Source organism: Sphingobium sp. LMC3-1-1.1 (assembly GCF_040676285.1).
Taxonomy (GTDB): domain Bacteria; phylum Pseudomonadota; class Alphaproteobacteria; order Sphingomonadales; family Sphingomonadaceae; genus Sphingobium.
This window is the reverse complement of record NZ_JBEGHQ010000005.1, coordinates 117159-132988: the sequence shown is the minus strand read 5'-3', so window position 1 is coordinate 132988 and position 15830 is coordinate 117159. Positions and strand designations below refer to the sequence as shown.

The following is a 15830-nucleotide window of genomic DNA, read 5'->3' as shown; positions in this document are numbered from 1 at the left end:
CGATCGCCGAGGCGGACGAGACGATGCGTCCGGGCGTGATCTCTATCCCGCACGGCTTTGGTCCGGCCACCGGTGAGATGGACGAGGATGGCGGGGTCTCCATCGGTGCCCTCATCGTCGCCGATGAGTTCTATCAGCGCGTCAACGCCATCCCACGGATGACCGCCATCCCCGTGAATGTCCGGCGCCTGAGCAGCAGGATTGTCGGGCACCAAACCGCAGAAGTGGAGTGAGCAACGTCTGAGAATTGGTAATGATCAGACGCAAAAATGCAGTTGGGGATCTGTCCGTTGACCAGGAACGCCATGCCGTGAAAATTGCGCCCTCCGATAGTTCGGCGCAGGCGGCATCCGGTCGCCTGACAGATCCCAGTGGCCGTAGCTTCGAATATCTGCGGCTATCGCTGACGGATGTCTGCAATTTTCGCTGCACCTATTGCTTGCCCAATGGCTATCGCAAGGCGGCGGGACGGACGCCCGATCTGTCGCCTGACGAGATCGTGCGGGCGGTGACGGCCTTCGCCCGGCTCGGCTTGTGGAAGGTTCGGCTGACGGGTGGGGAACCCACATTGCGCGCCGAATTCACCGAAATTGCCCGGCGCGTAGCGGCGGTGCCGGGCATTCGCCGCGTGGCGATGACCACCAACGGCTATCGCCTGGCCGATCACGCTGCGGAATGGCGAGCAGCTGGCGTAAGCGCGATCAACGTCAGCATCGATTCGCTCGATCCTGCTCGCTTCGCGGCGATCACCGGCCATGACCGGCTCGACGAGGTACTGCGTGGCGTGGAAGCGGCCCGGGTCGCCGGGTTCGATCCGATCAAGCTGAACGCCGTGCTGATGCGGGGCGTCAACGATGACGAGTTGGAGGCGATCATCGCCTTCGTGCGTGACCATGACCTGTCGTTGCGTTTCATCGAAGTGATGCGCACGAATGACAATGCGCCTTTCTTCCAGGCCCATCATCTACCCGGTCAAACCGTGATCGACGCCTTGGCGCGGGCAGGATGGACACGCGTGGCGCGCGCGCCGGGAGCAGGCCCGGCCGTGGAATTCGCCCATTCCGACGCCAGGGGGCGGATCGGCATCATCGCCCCCTATGCGCAGGATTTCTGCGCTACCTGCAACCGGCTCCGCCTGTCGGCCGAGGGCAAGCTGCATTTGTGCCTGTTCGGCGATGGCGGACTCGACCTGCGCCCGCTCCTCCAGGACGATGCACAGATAGACGAACTGGTCGAGCGGATCGTCGCACTCACTGCGCGCAAGGCACCATCGCACCGCCTGCACGACGGCAATAGCGGCGCCACGCCGCATCTCGCCTCGATCGGCGGCTGACCTGTCAGCCATGGCGGAATTGCGCGCACCCGGCTTCGCCATGACCGTCCGGGCCAGCGATGGCGGATGGCTCGGGACAAGGTCAGGCTGATGGGCGCAGCACCGATTGGCTTCGACGAGGCAGTGGCGCGCCTGCCGGGCGTCTAAGCCCTGCTGGGCACGGAAACCGTGGCGTTGGCCAATGCGCCCGGTCGTGTGCTGGCGGAGCCGCTATACGCACGGCAGGATTCACCCAGCCAGCTGACCGCGGCGATGGACGGCTATGCGGTGTGCGACGCGACCACCGCCCCGGATCAATTGCTGTGGGTGACGGGAGAATCTCGTGCCGGGCTCGGCTTTCCCGGCATTGTGAGCGCCGGTGAGGCAGTGCGCATCTTCACCGGCGCGCCGATGCCCGCCGGGGCGGACCGCTGCATCGTGCAGGAGCACGCGATCCGCGAGGGCGGCAACGTCAGGTTCACGGCTGGCTACGGCCCGGCATGGAATGTTCGGGCCATAGCCAGCGACTTTGTCGCCGGCACGCTGCTGCTCGATCGCGGCACCCGTCTCTCCCCTCAGGCCATGATTGCGGCCGCCGCATCAGATGTCGCCAGTGTGACGGTGGCGGTTCGGCCACGCGTGGCGATCGTCGGTACCGGCGACGAACTCGCTTCGCCCGGCACCGCGGCTGACCGGCCCGGCGCGATTCCCGAGAGCGTCAGTTTCGGAGTCACGGCAATGGTGGCGGAAGCCGGCGGCCTGGTGGGCGACGGGTCGCGATGAGCTGGCCGCTCAGGCCGATTGCGGATCCGCCTGGGCCAGGGACCGCACGTTGCGTGGTGACGCGCCATAGCGCTTGCGGAAATTGCGGTCGAAGGTGCTCAGTTCGTTGAAGCCCCAGCGGAATGCAACCTCGGTAATGGTTCGTTTCGAATGGGTCGGCGCCGTGAGTTCGGCATAGCAGCGATCAAGTCTCCGGTCGCGGATCCAGCTCCAGAATGTTTCCCCCGAAGCCTGAAAAACGCGATGCAGCGTGCGGACGGAGACGCCAGCCCTTGCCGCGACCGTTGCGGGGCTCAGCTCCGGATCGTCGAGCGCGGCGGTTGCGATCGACTTGAGGTCGTTCAGCAGGCCCATTCGCGCCGCATCGGCAAGGGATCCGGTCGCCAGGGTTCCAAGCTGGACGATCGCCTCGGCCAGGCCGACCTGGAGAGCGGCGCAGTCGGCTGCGGAAAGATCCGCGCGAGAGTTGAAGATCGCGTCGATGAAGGAGGCGACACAGGCCCCGATTCCGACCTTGCTCGTGAAGACGCGATCCAGGGAGATGTTCCGCCCATAGGCCAGGCTTTGGACCAGAGCCCAGGGAAGTTGCACGCCTATGGTTTTGCTGCCGCACGATGATGTGTGATATTCCAGCAGCTTGCGGGAGCGCAGGAAGACCAGATCGCCGGGGCCGACTTCATGGCAATGATCGTCGCTCACGATCGTGAGATTGCCCTCCACAATATATTGAAGGGAATGACCCAACTGCATCGGGCTCTTGCGCATGGAGTAGCGATGAAGCGGCGAATTGCATTTATGGACGGAGCAGCTCAGCCTGCCCAGATCGAACGCCATGGAGAATGCGTCGAGAGTATCCCGTTCCTGTATCTCGGCAATGACCTCGCGTTCCGATTCAATGGAACTGTAATAAGAACTGAGCACTTCGGAATAACGGGCGGCGCGCCCACTTTCCGGCAGTTTTTTTGTGGTGAAGTCGAGCATGCTGTGCCCCCCACATATATGAAGTGCAGGAGCGTGCCATAGTCTACACCATGTTTCAATCCCGTGACGGAGTGGCGGCGACATTGGCACGGAAAGTCGAAAGCGCTGTCTCGGAACGCTGTGATCTTCAGCGCCGCATGAAGCTAGATATGGTCTTGCAAGGGACCGATGAAATATATGCCTCAGGGGTCGGGCCCGTCCGTTTTCGGGAGAAATGACGATGCGCATCGGATCTAAGGCCAGACGTCGCTGGTCTGCCAGGCTCAGGGGGGCGGCCCTGGCGTCATCATTGGCGATCTGCCTGATGCCGCTGGCGCCGGCGATCGCGCGCGGGCCTGTCGCGGCCGATCTGGTGCTGAAAAATGCCCGCGTCTACACGGTGGACGGGGCGCACCGCATCGTGGAAGCCCTGGCCGTAAAGGACGGCAAGCTGGTATTTGTCGGCAGCAACGCCGCCATAGGCGCCTTTATCGGCAGCAAGACAGTCGTCGAGGATGCAGGTGGTAAGCTTGTCCTGCCGGGCCTTGTTGATGCGCATATCCATCCTCGGGGCATTGTGGACTTTGGCGGCTGCAACCTCGAGGCCAAGGCGCATACGCTTGCGGAAATCGCGACGCTGGTTCGCCAATGCCTCGTGGACGCGAAGCTCGAGCCGGGGAAATGGCTTGCCGTTTCGCAATGGGAATATGCGGCCGGCAATCAGACCGATGCCAAATTCGCCACGCTCCGGGCTGCGCTGGACGATGCCGCACCCGATAATCCGGTCGTCATGACCGGTTGGGACGGCCATCATGGCGCCTATAACAGCCGCGCACTGGCCCTGGCCAAGAATGCGAAGGGGGAGACCGTCGGCTATTCCAAGAAGACGCTGCAGACGGATTTCGCTCATTACAAGCCCGTGGTCGGCGTCGACATTCACGGCGAACCCAGCGGTGACATCCAGGACGAGGGCAAGACCCCCATCGATTCGTCGGAGACATCGCGCGAGGAGTTTGCGAAGCTGCTCGCCGAACCCCAGCGACTCGCCCAGGCGCTCAACAGCCGGGGCATTACGGCGGTATGGGACGCCGCCGCGTCGGCGTCGACCGGCATATTCGGACCGGGCAGCATCTTCGACGTCTATGACAAGCTGCAGAAGAACGGGCAGCAAAGCTTCCGCGTCAATATGGCGCAATATTGGGCGCCCGAAGACTTCCGGGACGCCGACGGCCGCGTGAACTGGGATGCCCTCTTTACCCAGGCGGATGCCATCAAGCGGAAATATGCCGGCAATCCGCTCGCTTCGGCGGATTCCGTGAAAATCTTCGCGGACGGCGACATGGAGGCCAATCCCAACAACGTTCCGCCCACCTTCGGCGCGGCCTTCCGCCCCGTGCCCTATTTGCAGCCGATTTTCGAAAAGGATGCCCAGGGCAATCTGTCCGTCAAGGACTATGTCGACATTTCATCGCCTGAATGCGTCTATGCGCGGGCTGTTCCGGCTGACCTGTCCTCGCCGACCGCCATTGCCGATTTCACCAAGCGCTACGGCTTCCATCCCGGACAATGTGCGATTTCCTACGGCATTCCGCAGCACGCGCCGTGGATCTTTGCCGATTATGTGATGAAGGCGCACCTGAAGGGCTACACGATACACATCCATACGATCAGTGACGCCGCAGTGCATATGGCGCTGGAGGCCATAGAGGCGGCGCGCAAGGCCGATGGCGTCTATACTCGTCCGGACACGCTGGCTCACCTCCAGTGCGCCACCCCGGCCGATATCAAGCGCATTGGCGAAGATCGATTGAATCTCGTCTATACCTTCAGCTGGATGTATGCCGAACCCACCGGATACGACCTCAGCACCGTTCCCTTCTTCGAAAAGGTGCACGGCAACAGCTATGAGGCGCTTCATAAGCCGAACGGCTTTTTCGAACAGTGCAATTATCCCACCAAGACGTCCAAGGATGCAGGCGCGGTTATTGTCGCGGGATCGGATGCGCCAGTCCTGACGCAGGATCCGCAGCCGTTCGTGAACATGGAGATGGGGGTGACCCGGTCGCGCCGCGGCGGGCAGCCGATCAGCCCCTGGCAGCGTCTCAGTGTCGAAGATGTGATCGACGCCTACACGATCAATGGCGCCCGGGCCTTGAATCGCGGTGCGGAGATCGGATCGCTGGAAGTCGGGAAGTCGGCTGACTTCATCATCGTGGATCAGGACATTCTGGAACTTGCCCATTCGGGCCATCCCGAAAAGATCGGCGATACCAAGGTGCTGGCGACATGGTTCATGGGCAAGAAGGTCTATTCGCCGTCGTCCGAATAGAAACGGACCATAAGCAGAAAACGAAATTTATGCCGGTGGGTTCGCCGGCGCGCAGGAGCTTGTCTCAATGATGTCGTTCAAGACTGGTAATGCCGATCGCTTCGTGGCGGATCGAGATCGTGTGGCCCGTATCGATCAGCGTGAAGTTGACCGTTTCAGGCAACGCACCGGCGCGTCCAACGCGCTTCGCGAACGCGCTCTGGCGGTGATGCCGGCAGCCGTCCCCAACTCATGGATGGCGGGCTATTATTCCCATCCCCAGCTTTTTGCCGATCGCGGCGAGGGGGCAAGCTTCTTCGATCCGGACGGCAATTCCTATGTCGACATGAACGTTTCGGACCTCTCGATGACGATCGGCTTCGGCGTGCCGGAGGTCGAGGAAGCACTGGCCCGGCAATATCGCAGGGGCGCCCACTTCCTGCTGCCGACGGAGGATGCCATCGTCTCTGCGGAACTGCTGGCGGCGCAGACCGGCATGCCGGCATGGCAGTTCACCGTCTCGGCTTCCGGATCGAACACCGACATCATGCGGATCGCGCGTCACATGACGGGCCGTCGCAAGCTGGTCGTGTTCGAAGGCAAATATCATGGCCATCTCGAAGAGACGCTGGTCGTTTCCCAAGACGGGCACAATGTCCCCGAATATCAGGGAATGTCGGGAAAGCGCGCGGAGGACACGATCATCCTGCCGTTCAACGATCTGGAAGCGGTTTCGCGCGTGCTGAAACAGGGCGACGTCGCACTGGTGCTGACAGAGCCGACGATGACCAATTGCTCGCTGGTGATGCCGGAACCGGGCTTTCTTGAAGGATTGCGCGAGATTACGCGCGAGACAGGCACGATGCTGTGCATTGACGAGGCCCACACCTATTCCTTCGCTTATGGCGGCCTGACCCGAAAGTGGCAGTTGAAGAGCGATTTCATGACGCTGGGGAAGGGGTTCGGCTCAGGGGTCGCCTTCGCGGCCTACGGCATGACCCGCGAAGTATCGGATCATGTGGAGCGGCACCTCGACATCCTCCACCGCCGGTCCGGGATCGGCCTGGGCGGCACGCTCTATGGCAATGCCCTGTCGATGGCGGTTGCCCGGGCGATGCTGGAGCATGTGCTCACGGAAGCCGCCTACGACCGCATCTCTACCTTGGGCGCGCGCATGGCGGATGGGATCGACGCCATCTGCCGTGACCTTGACCTGCCGTGCCGGGCGTTTCGCCTCGGGCCGCGGTCGGGCATGTGCCTGACGACCGAGTTGCCGCGCAATTATCAGGAGGCACGCGCCTCGATGGATCTCGACATGCTCGACGCCCGGCGGGTGTTCATGGCCAACAGGGGCTATTGGGATTGCATCGTCAGTGCGGGGCCGCAGGCTTCGTTCGCCCACACGGCCGAGGAGATTGACGGTTATGTCGCGCTGGTGGCCGAATTTACCGAGGAACTCGTGCGCGGCTGAAGGAAGATCGATCGGGTTCTTGCTGAGGAAGCACCCCGGTCGAGTAGTTCAAATCCGATAAAGAAAGAGAGATGGAGATGCCTGTCGACGATCGCCCCGATTTGGTCATGAAGGCTCCCTTTGCGGCGCGCTATGACAATTTCATCGATGGCCAGTGGCTTGGGCCGAAATCGGGCCGCTATTTCGACAATGTTTCGCCGATCACCGGCGGCGTTGTCGGGCAGATCGCGCGCTCGCAGGCAGAGGATGTTGAAGCCGCGCTGGACGCGGCGCATCGCGCCAAGGACGCATGGGGACGGACGCCGGTGGCCGAGCGCGCCCTGATCCTCAATCGCATCGCGGACCGGATGGAAGCCAATCTGGACAAGCTCGCGCTGGCCGAAACCTGGGACAATGGCAAGCCGATCCGCGAATCCACCGCCGCGGACGTGCCGCTGGCGATCGATCACTTCCGCTATTTCGCCAGCGTGATCCGCGCGCAGGAAGGATCGATCGGAGAGATCGATCACGATACTGTCGCCTATCATTTCCATGAGCCGCTGGGCGTGGTCGGGCAGATCATTCCGTGGAACTTCCCGCTGCTGATGGCGGCCTGGAAAATGGCGCCGGCGCTGGCGGCGGGCAATTGCGTGGTGCTGAAGCCTGCCGAACAGACGCCGGCCTCCATCATGGTGTGGATCGACATCGTCGGCGATCTGCTGCCGCCCGGCGTGCTCAATATCGTCAACGGCTTCGGCCTGGAGGCGGGCAAGCCGCTTGCCTCCTCCAGCCGGATCGCAAAGATCGCCTTCACCGGCGAGACGACGACCGGCCGTCTCATTATGCAATATGCCAGCGAGAACCTGATTCCGGTCACGCTGGAACTCGGTGGCAAGTCGCCCAACATCTTCTTCGACGATGTCGCACGCGAGGATGATGATTTCCTCGACAAGGCGATCGAGGGTTTCGTCATGTTCGCGTTGAACCAGGGCGAGGTCTGCACCTGCCCCAGCCGCGCGCTGGTCGCCGAGTCCATCTACGACCGTTTCATGGAGCGGGCGCTGGCACGCGTCGCTGCGATCCGGCAGGGCAATCCCCTCGACCCGGCAACCATGATCGGCGCGCAGGCCTCTTCCGAGCAGTGCGAGAAGATCCTCTCCTATATCGATATCGGCCGGCAGGAGGGCGCCGAACTGCTTGCGGGCGGCAAGGCGGCTGCGCATGGCGGGGCGCTCGCGGGCGGCTATTATGTCGAGCCGACGGTGTTTCGCGGACACAACAAGATGCGGATCTTCCAGGAGGAGATCTTCGGGCCGGTCCTGTCGGTGGCGACGTTCAAGGACGATGAAGAAGCGCTCCAGATCGCGAACGATACGCTATATGGCCTTGGCGCCGGCATCTGGAGCCGGGACGTGAACAGATGCTATCGCTTCGGACGCAATATCAAGGCGGGGCGGGTGTGGACGAACTGCTACCATGCCTATCCGGCGCATGCAGCGTTCGGCGGCTACAAGCAGTCCGGCATCGGCCGCGAAAACCACAAGATGATGCTCGATCACTATCAGCAGACGAAGAACATGCTGGTGAGCTACAGTCCGAAGAAGCTCGGCTTCTTCTGATGCGGCGCGGGGGATGCTCCATAGGCCGGCGCCGCGGCGGTCAGGGGGCTCTGCGATGAGCGGCGGCGCGGATACCGATGCGTCGGGGGCAGTCCCGCGCGTCGTCGCGTCGCCGGCCGCGCTTGCCTTCATCGCCGAATTGAAGGCGGAATATGGCGCGCTCCTGTTCCACCAGTCGGGGGGATGTTGCGACGGCTCCTCGCCGATGTGTTATCCGGCGGACGGGTTTCGTATCGGCGGGAGTGACATCCTGCTCGGCATGGTGGATGATGTCCCGGTCTATATCGGGGAGGCGCAGGCAGCCGCCTGGGCGCATACCCAGCTTATCCTTGACGTGGTGCCGGGGCGCGGAGGGATGTTCAGTCTGGATAATGGCCGCGAAAAACGGTTCCTCACGCGGGGACGGGTTTTTACGCCGGCGGAAATGGCGGCTCTGGCCGTACAACTGGTCGCGGCGGAGGCCGACAGCCGGGACGAAACCCGATGAGCACAGACATGCCCCATGACGATAATCATGAGATCGGCGCTATGGAGCCGCGCTACACCGCCGCCTGGCGCAGGAGCCTTGAAGATGCCGAGGCGTTCTGGACGGACGCCGCCGAAGCCGTCGACTGGGCCGTACCGCCGCGCCGCGCCTTCGATCCTGAGGAGGGCTGGTTTCCGGGCGGCGTCCTGAATACATGCCATAACTGCCTCGATCGCCATGTGCTGCAGGGGCGGGGTAGCCAGACGGCCCTCGTCTATGAAAGCGCGGTCACCGGGACTTCGATGCACTGGACCTTCGGGGAGGCGCTTCACGAAGTCCAGCGCGTGGCCGCGATGCTGCTGCGCCTCGGCGTCACGCGCGGCGATCGCGTGGTCATCTACATGCCGATGGTGCCGGAGGCGATTTTCGCGATGCTGGCCTGTGCGCGAATCGGGGCGATCCATTCGGTCGTGTTCGGCGGCTTCGCGGCGCACGAACTGGCAAAACGCATCGACGACGCGTGCCCGACGCTGTTGATAACCGCGAGCTGCGGGATCGAGGGCAGTCGCGTCATTGCCTATAAGCCGATCGTTGACGAAGCCGTGGCTGCCGCCACGCACCAGGTCGATCGAGTCCTGCTGCTCCAGCGCGACCGGCTTGCCGCAGAACTGAAACCGGAACGCGACCGCGACTGGGCGGCGCTGCGAGAAGCAAGCGCCGGCGACCCATTGCCGCCCTGCGCCATGCTCGACTCAGGCGACCCGCTCTATATCCTCTACACCTCAGGCACGACCGGAACGCCCAAGGGCGTGGTGCGCGACAATGGCGGTCATGCGGTCGCGCTCGCCTGGTCGATGGCGAACATCTATGGGATCGGCACGGGCGACGTGTTCTGGGCCGCTTCGGACGTCGGCTGGGTGGTGGGCCACAGCTACATCGTCTATGCGCCGTTCCTCGTCGGGGCGACCACGATCCTTTATGAGGGCAAGCCGGTGGGAACGCCGGACGCCGGGGTCTTCTGGCGAACGATCGTGGCGAACGGGGTGAAGACCTTCTTCACGGCGCCGACGGCGATCCGCGCGATCCGCAAGGAAGATCCGCAGGCGCGGCTGCTCGGCGAGATCGGCACGGGTGAACTGACCGCCATCTTCCTGGCCGGCGAGCGGGCGGATCCCGACACGGTGACCTGGCTGGAGCGGCATAGCGGCCTGCCGGTCGTCGATCACTGGTGGCAGACCGAGCTGGGATGGCCGGCGATCGCGCCATGCCTGTCCCTGGGTGATGACCGGCGTCGACTCGGCAGCGCCGGGCCGCCCGTCCCGGGCTATGCCATCCAGGTGGTGGACGAGGACGGGGTCGAATGCCCGGCCGGCAGCAGCGGCGCGATCGTCGTTCGCCAGCCGCTCCCGCCCGGCGCGTTTCGCGGCCTGTGGAACAATCCCGTGGGCTTTGCGAAGAGTTTCCAGCGTTTCCCCGGCTATTATGAGACCGGAGATTACGGCCATATGGACGAGGACGGCTTTGTCTTCGTCATGGGCCGTACCGACGACATCATCAACGTCGCCGGCCACCGCCTTTCAACCGGGCAGATGGAACAGATCGTGGCGGCGGTCGACGGTGTGGTCGAATGCGCGGTCATCGGCGCGGATGATCCGATCAAGGGAATGGTGCCGCTGGGCTTTGTCGTCGCGCGGAAAGCGTTCGACGCGGACCAGTTGCCCGCGGAGGTCATATCGGCCGTGCGGCGCGAGCTTGGGGCGATCGCCACCTTGCGCGAAGTGCATGTCGTTCCGGAGCTGCCGAAAACGCGATCCGGGAAGATCCTGCGAAACCTCCTTCGCAAAATCGCCAATGGTCAGGATTGGACCGTGCCGCCGACCATTGAAAATGAAGCGACGCCCTATATGATCGCGCAGCTTCTTCAACCTACCGGGCGGGCCGATGGTTGAAGCCATCATATCCTGCCGAAGGAGTAGGCCGGCGCATCGCGTCCATGGCTTCCGCCTGCTGGCGCTGCAAGCCTGATGCGGTGGCACTCAGGGCGTAGCACTGACAGGCGACACATATGAATATGCGTTAGGGATTGGATACCGGGCACCTGCGTCATGAACGCAAGCACAGGGCTAACGGGGAGCACATAAAATGGGGTGTTTTCGAAGCAAATATGGCGCCATGTCGATTGGCGTGGCGTTGACGGCGGTAGCGGCGGCCACGGCGGCCCATGCACAGGAGCCGGAGAAACCGTCCGCGAATGACGCGCGGGATATGGGACAGGCCGAAATCGTGGTGACGGCTACCCGCCGATCCGAGACGCTGTCCAAGGTTCCGATCAGCGTCAGCGCATTTTCGCAGCAGGAGCTGCAGGCCAGGGGCGCGAGGGAGTTTTCGGACGTGGTGCGGCTGACGCCGGGCCTGTCGCTGCAGAAATCCCCGATCGGCGGCAATCAGGTTTCCATACGCGGAATCGCCTCCAGCGCTGGTGCTTCCACCACAGGCATCTATATCGACGATACGCCCATACAGGCGCGCAATCTGGGCTATGCTCCCAGTTCGAGCTTTCCGAGCCTGTTCGACATCGAGCGCGTCGAGGTTCTTCGCGGCCCGCAGGGAACGCTGTTCGGCGCGGGTTCGGAAGGCGGCACCGTCCGCTTCATCCAGACCGAACCCAGCATGAAGGACTTTTCCTATCGCGGCCGCGCCGAAATCGCGACCACGCGAAACGGGGCGCCGACCTATGAAGCGGCTGCGGCCGTCGGCGGCCCGATCGTCGAGGACAAGATAGGTTTCCGCGTCAGCGCCTATTATCGCCGTAATGGCGGCTGGGTCGACGACGTAAATGGAACCTACACGGTCGTGGATCCCACGGCCGCATCCTATGGCGACTCGTTAAACTTCACCAAGACGTCGACGATCCACAAGAACGCCAATTCCGACACGGCGCTTCTGTTGCGCGGCGCGCTGGTCTTCGCGCTCAGCGACGCCATCACGGTGACACCCTCGCTGACCTATCAGAAGCTGCACAACAATGACGGCATCGGCCAATTCTGGCTGGCCGCATCCAACCCCGGCAAGGCGCAATATGCCCGTTACCTCTACCAGGCAGGCGATCCGGCGACCGATCCGACGCTGACGGCCCTGTCCGGCACCGACCGGGAGGCGGGAGGCGATCGCTTCTACCTGCCGGCGTTGCGGATCAACTGGGACCTCGGCTTTGCCTCCATTACCTCCAACACCTCCTATTACGACCGGCTGCAGGGCCAGCGGGCCGATTATACGAGATATTATTATCGCTATCTGACGCAACAGCTTGTCCCGCCGCCGGGAGCGAGGGCCAATTCCGATTTCACCAACAAGCAGAAGAATTTCGTGCAGGAAATCCGGTTGCAGTCGGCGGAATCGGAATCGCCCCTGCAATGGGTGGTCGGCGCCTTCTACTCGCGTAACATCCAAACGGACCGGCAACCCATTTCCGAAAATTTCACCGCCAATCTTCCGGTAATCTCCTTTGGCGGCGTCCCTTACGGCTTCACCGATGGCGAGCCGTTCGGTCCGGGATCGACTGCGTTCCTCAACACTTTTGGTGCGCCCCTCCTTCCCGGATCCGTCAGCTATGACGAGAACAGGCGGCTTGTCGAAACCCAGATCGCCGGTTTCGCCCAGGCCGATCTCCGACTGTCAAGCAAGCTGAAGCTGACGGCAGGCGTCCGGGTCGCGCGCAACAAGTTTGAACAGAATGTCGACCTGCTGGGTCCGGAAAGCAACATCAACGCGCCTTATGGAACGCCATGCGAGGTCTATGTGGGCCCCGGTGGAACCTGTACCGTGGGTCAGGGGCCGCTGACGCCGGTTTACCCCAGTGCGCGATCGAAGAAGCTCGAAACCTCCGTCACGCCCAAGTTCGGGCTGACCTATGAACCGGATTCGCGCAATCTTTTCTACGGTACGGCAGCCAAGGGCTTCCGCCCTGGCGGATCGGGGCCGATCATACCGCCCAATGTGTGCGATGCCGACCTCAATCAGCTCGGCTATACCTCGACGCCAACCACCTATAATTCGGACTCGGTGTGGAGCTACGAGATCGGCAGCAAGAACCGCTTCCTGAACGGCCGTGTCTCGATCGCGGCGAGCGGCTACATTATCAAGTGGAAGAACATCCAGACGGATATCGCGCTGCCGACCTGCGGCTACAGCTTCGTGGACAATGCCGGCAACGCGACCGCCAAGGGCTTCGACCTGTCGCTGGAAGTCTCACCCGTCCGGGGGCTGATCCTCACAGGCGCGGCCGGTTATACCAAGGCGACGTTTGACGATCCGGTGGCACGCGGCGCCAATGTCATATTTCCGCGCGGATCGGGGGTTCCCGGAGCAAGCGCGCCCTGGAACACATCCTTGTCGGGGGTGTACAACATGCCCCCCGTCGGCAACGTGAATTTCTACACGCGCGTCGATTTTACCTACACGTCGCGTGAACGGCGCGCCGGGCAGACCCAGCCAGGGGCGTTCGGCTATAATCCGCTGCTGCGCCAGGTGTCGGCCTATTCGACTCTGAACGCGCGCCTGGGGGCTACCTTTGGCCGGTATGATCTGTCGGTCTTCATGACGAACATCACCGATGCACATCCGCTTCTGCTGCTCGGCCCGGCATCGCGGCCGATCCAGAACGATCCTGCCTGGGTTTCAACGACGCTCAGGCCGCGCACCGTGGGCCTGACCCTGTCGATAAAGGAATGAGGCGCATGCCGGTCTCAGAACAGGGGCGCGACGGCCCAGGCACCTATCTTCCCGCCGTCGCGGCCGGGCGAGAGGGATCTCGGTGAACGATCATCTCAAGGACAATTCCGTCTCCTTCATCGGGTCGATGATGATGGGCGTCGCGGGCAGTGCGCCCGCATCGTCCATAGCAATGGGCACCGCGGCGCTGATCGGCGCCGCCGGGGTCTTCGCACCGGTTTCCCTCCTCATCTTCGCCGTTCCGATGCTCGGCATAGCGAAGGCCTATCAGGCGCTGGGAGAACGCGATGCGAATGCGGGCGCCTCCTATCAATGGACGTCCGCGATCTTCGGTAAATTCCTGGGATTCTTCTCTGGCTGGTCGCTGCTCATAGCGACGCTGCTGTTCGTGGTCAGCGGCACGGTGCCGATCGCAACCGCCACGCTCAACATCATAGCCCCCAGCCAGGTGGGACACGTCGTCACCACGTCGATCGTCGCCAGCCTCTGGTTCGCGGCGGTATCCGCGATAGTCGTCGCCGGTATCACGGTGACCAGCCGGGCGCAGACGATGATCACGTTGGCGCAACTGCTGATCCTCGTCGTCATTCTCGGCGCGGCGCTGATGCATATCCATGAGGTCGGGAGCGTCGAGGCGTTCGGAAAACGATGGTTTGGCAGCGGCCTGACCCTGGATGGCTTTGCGGCTACGGCCCTGATCGCGGTCTATTTCTACTGGGGCTGGGACGTCACCTCCAACCTGGGCGAGGAAACGGTCGGCGGCGGCCGTAAGGCCGGCCTGGGCGGCCTCCTCAGCATTCTGATCACCATCCTGCTCTACACCAGCTTCGCCGCCGTGGCGTTGATGATGTTCCCGGTTCAGGACGCGGCCAATCTCACGGACAATCTGATATTCAATATCGCGTACCGGGCCGGGCTTTCCTATGCAGGCGGATTGCTGGCGTCCGCCGCGGTCATATTGTCGAGCATCGCGGCGATCGAGGCGACCATGCTGATGTTCTCGCGGACGCTGTTCGCGATGGGACGCGATGGATCGATGCCCCGCATCTTCGGAACGGTGGATGATCGTACCTTATCGCCATCGCACGCCATATACGCCATGATCGTCCTGGGCCTGATCCTGATATGGACATCAGCCCTGATGCCGAGCGTACAATTGCTGTTGTTCGCGTCAGTGCGGGCTCTGGGCTTTCAGGTGGATTATTATTTCGGGCTTGCGGGTCTTGGCGCGGCCTGGGTCTTCAGGGATAGCTACAAGGTCTCGATCGGCAAGTGGCTGACCCTGTGCCTGTTCCCGGCCGCAAGCAGCGTGGCGTTGATCGGCCTGGGGCTCTATGCGGTGACGACCTTCGACCTGTGGACCAATGTGATCGGAATAGGCAGCTTCGCACTGGGGCTGGTTTTTGTCTGGCTCTGTTACAGACCGGGCGCCGCCACTATGGAATTGAGCGTTTAGGGGGCAGGCGGGATGGAAGGGGGCGATCCGGGTCGGCCCCTTCCATCCCGCCCGGATCCTGGTTCCACCCCTTGTCCTCATTCGCGCAGCCACGGCTTCCCGCCCGTCGGGCATTCACAGCAGCTTGAAATAATGGATCCGGTTCGCTCCAGGCGTCTTTTCCGCCACACCCACGAAAACATGCCGCGCGAGCCAGTCATGTGGTCCCGCCGGCACATCGAACTTCGGCGTGACGCGCATATAGTATGAATCGGGATCGACAGGCTCATTCCGTGCCATGCGCTCCCCGATCTCCGGGGTCGATGCCCAACGATAGCCGGAATTCTGCATGTAGATCAGCGTGCCATCGTCCAGTTCCAGAAGGTAACGGGCATCGAAATCGATCACGCCGTCCGGACGCACAAGGGGCCAGTCACCGCCGCTCATCGGCACCACGCGACCATTGAGCGCAGGCCCTTCGATGCTGCCCTGCGCCGCATAGACGGCGCCGCGTGTAGCGCCCATGGTTGATGGGCTGACCCAGCGGACCGGCGTCAGCGTCAATGCGATGCTGAACGCATATTCGAAACGCGGCGCGAATCGTTCGATGGTGGCGGGTTCAATCATGGGGCCTCCGTTGAGAGGGTGGGAACGGGGTAACCAAGGCAGCTGTCCGGCGCCCTGCTTTCGTCGAAGATGTCGAGATAATCAGAAGAGCCATGATTACTCGACAAGAATATATGGAGGAGATTCTGTGAGCGAAGGT

12 protein-coding genes are annotated in these 15830 nt (G+C 62.7%); 10 read left to right on the top strand and 2 right to left on the bottom strand.

Translation table 11 applies throughout. The features are described 5' to 3' along the window. The 3 genes from MRBLMC3_RS08895 to MRBLMC3_RS08885 form a co-directional block, all read left to right on the top strand. On the top strand, nt 1–233 hold a 233-nt coding region (locus MRBLMC3_RS08895), incomplete at its 5' end, for a hypothetical protein (protein ID WP_363824882.1). Between the two features lie 83 nt (nt 234–316). Beyond that, complete coding sequence (gene moaA / locus MRBLMC3_RS08890) at nt 317–1333, top strand: GTP 3',8-cyclase MoaA (protein ID WP_414714638.1); 1017 nt, start codon at nt 317–319, stop codon at nt 1331–1333. 168 nt (nt 1334–1501) lie between these two features. Beyond that, the gene (locus tag MRBLMC3_RS08885) at nt 1502–2095 is read left to right on the top strand and encodes a hypothetical protein (protein ID WP_363827742.1); all 594 of its coding nucleotides are present in this window, start codon (nt 1502–1504) and stop codon (nt 2093–2095) included. Nucleotides 2096–2104: 9 nt separating this feature from the next. Here the strand turns inward: MRBLMC3_RS08885 and MRBLMC3_RS08880 are convergent, their stop codons facing one another. Then, a complete protein-coding gene (locus MRBLMC3_RS08880) occupies nt 2105–3076 on the bottom strand; it encodes a helix-turn-helix transcriptional regulator (RefSeq protein WP_363737465.1) in 972 nt (323 codons plus the stop codon). Between the two features lie 304 nt (nt 3077–3380). Between MRBLMC3_RS08880 and MRBLMC3_RS08875 the strand changes: the two genes are divergently transcribed. The 7 genes from MRBLMC3_RS08875 to MRBLMC3_RS08845 all read left to right on the top strand — a co-directional run bounded on the left by MRBLMC3_RS08875 (nt 3381) and on the right by MRBLMC3_RS08845 (nt 15085). Continuing rightward, nucleotides 3381–5384: an amidohydrolase gene (locus MRBLMC3_RS08875; protein ID WP_363827739.1), complete on the top strand. Its 2004-nt coding sequence runs from the start codon at nt 3381–3383 to the stop codon at nt 5382–5384. A 67-nt stretch (nt 5385–5451) separates the two neighbouring features. Continuing rightward, nucleotides 5452–6834, top strand: a complete 1383-nt coding sequence (locus MRBLMC3_RS08870; protein ID WP_363827737.1) for an aminotransferase class III-fold pyridoxal phosphate-dependent enzyme — start codon at nt 5452–5454, stop codon at nt 6832–6834. Nucleotides 6835–6911: 77 nt separating this feature from the next. Next, the gene (adh, locus tag MRBLMC3_RS08865) at nt 6912–8432 is read left to right on the top strand and encodes an aldehyde dehydrogenase (RefSeq protein WP_414714637.1); all 1521 of its coding nucleotides are present in this window, start codon (nt 6912–6914) and stop codon (nt 8430–8432) included. 55 nt (nt 8433–8487) lie between these two features. Further along, nucleotides 8488–8919, top strand: a complete 432-nt coding sequence (locus MRBLMC3_RS08860; protein ID WP_363737468.1) for a DUF779 domain-containing protein — start codon at nt 8488–8490, stop codon at nt 8917–8919. 41 nt (nt 8920–8960) lie between these two features. Further along, nucleotides 8961–10847: an AMP-binding protein gene (locus MRBLMC3_RS08855; protein WP_363827752.1), complete on the top strand. Its 1887-nt coding sequence runs from the start codon at nt 8961–8963 to the stop codon at nt 10845–10847. A 193-nt stretch (nt 10848–11040) separates the two neighbouring features. Continuing rightward, nucleotides 11041–13629 (top strand): TonB-dependent receptor, encoded by a 2589-nt coding sequence (locus tag MRBLMC3_RS08850; protein ID WP_363827732.1) that lies wholly within the window; start codon nt 11041–11043, stop codon nt 13627–13629. Between the two features lie 82 nt (nt 13630–13711). After that, complete coding sequence (locus MRBLMC3_RS08845; protein ID WP_363827730.1) at nt 13712–15085, top strand: APC family permease; 1374 nt, start codon at nt 13712–13714, stop codon at nt 15083–15085. A 114-nt stretch (nt 15086–15199) separates the two neighbouring features. On the opposite strand, the gene MRBLMC3_RS08840 is transcribed toward MRBLMC3_RS08845, so the two are convergent. Then, entirely contained in the window at nt 15200–15691 is a 492-nt protein-coding gene (locus tag MRBLMC3_RS08840) for a DUF3237 family protein (protein ID WP_363737471.1), read from the bottom strand. Nucleotides 15692–15830 lie beyond the last annotated feature (139 nt).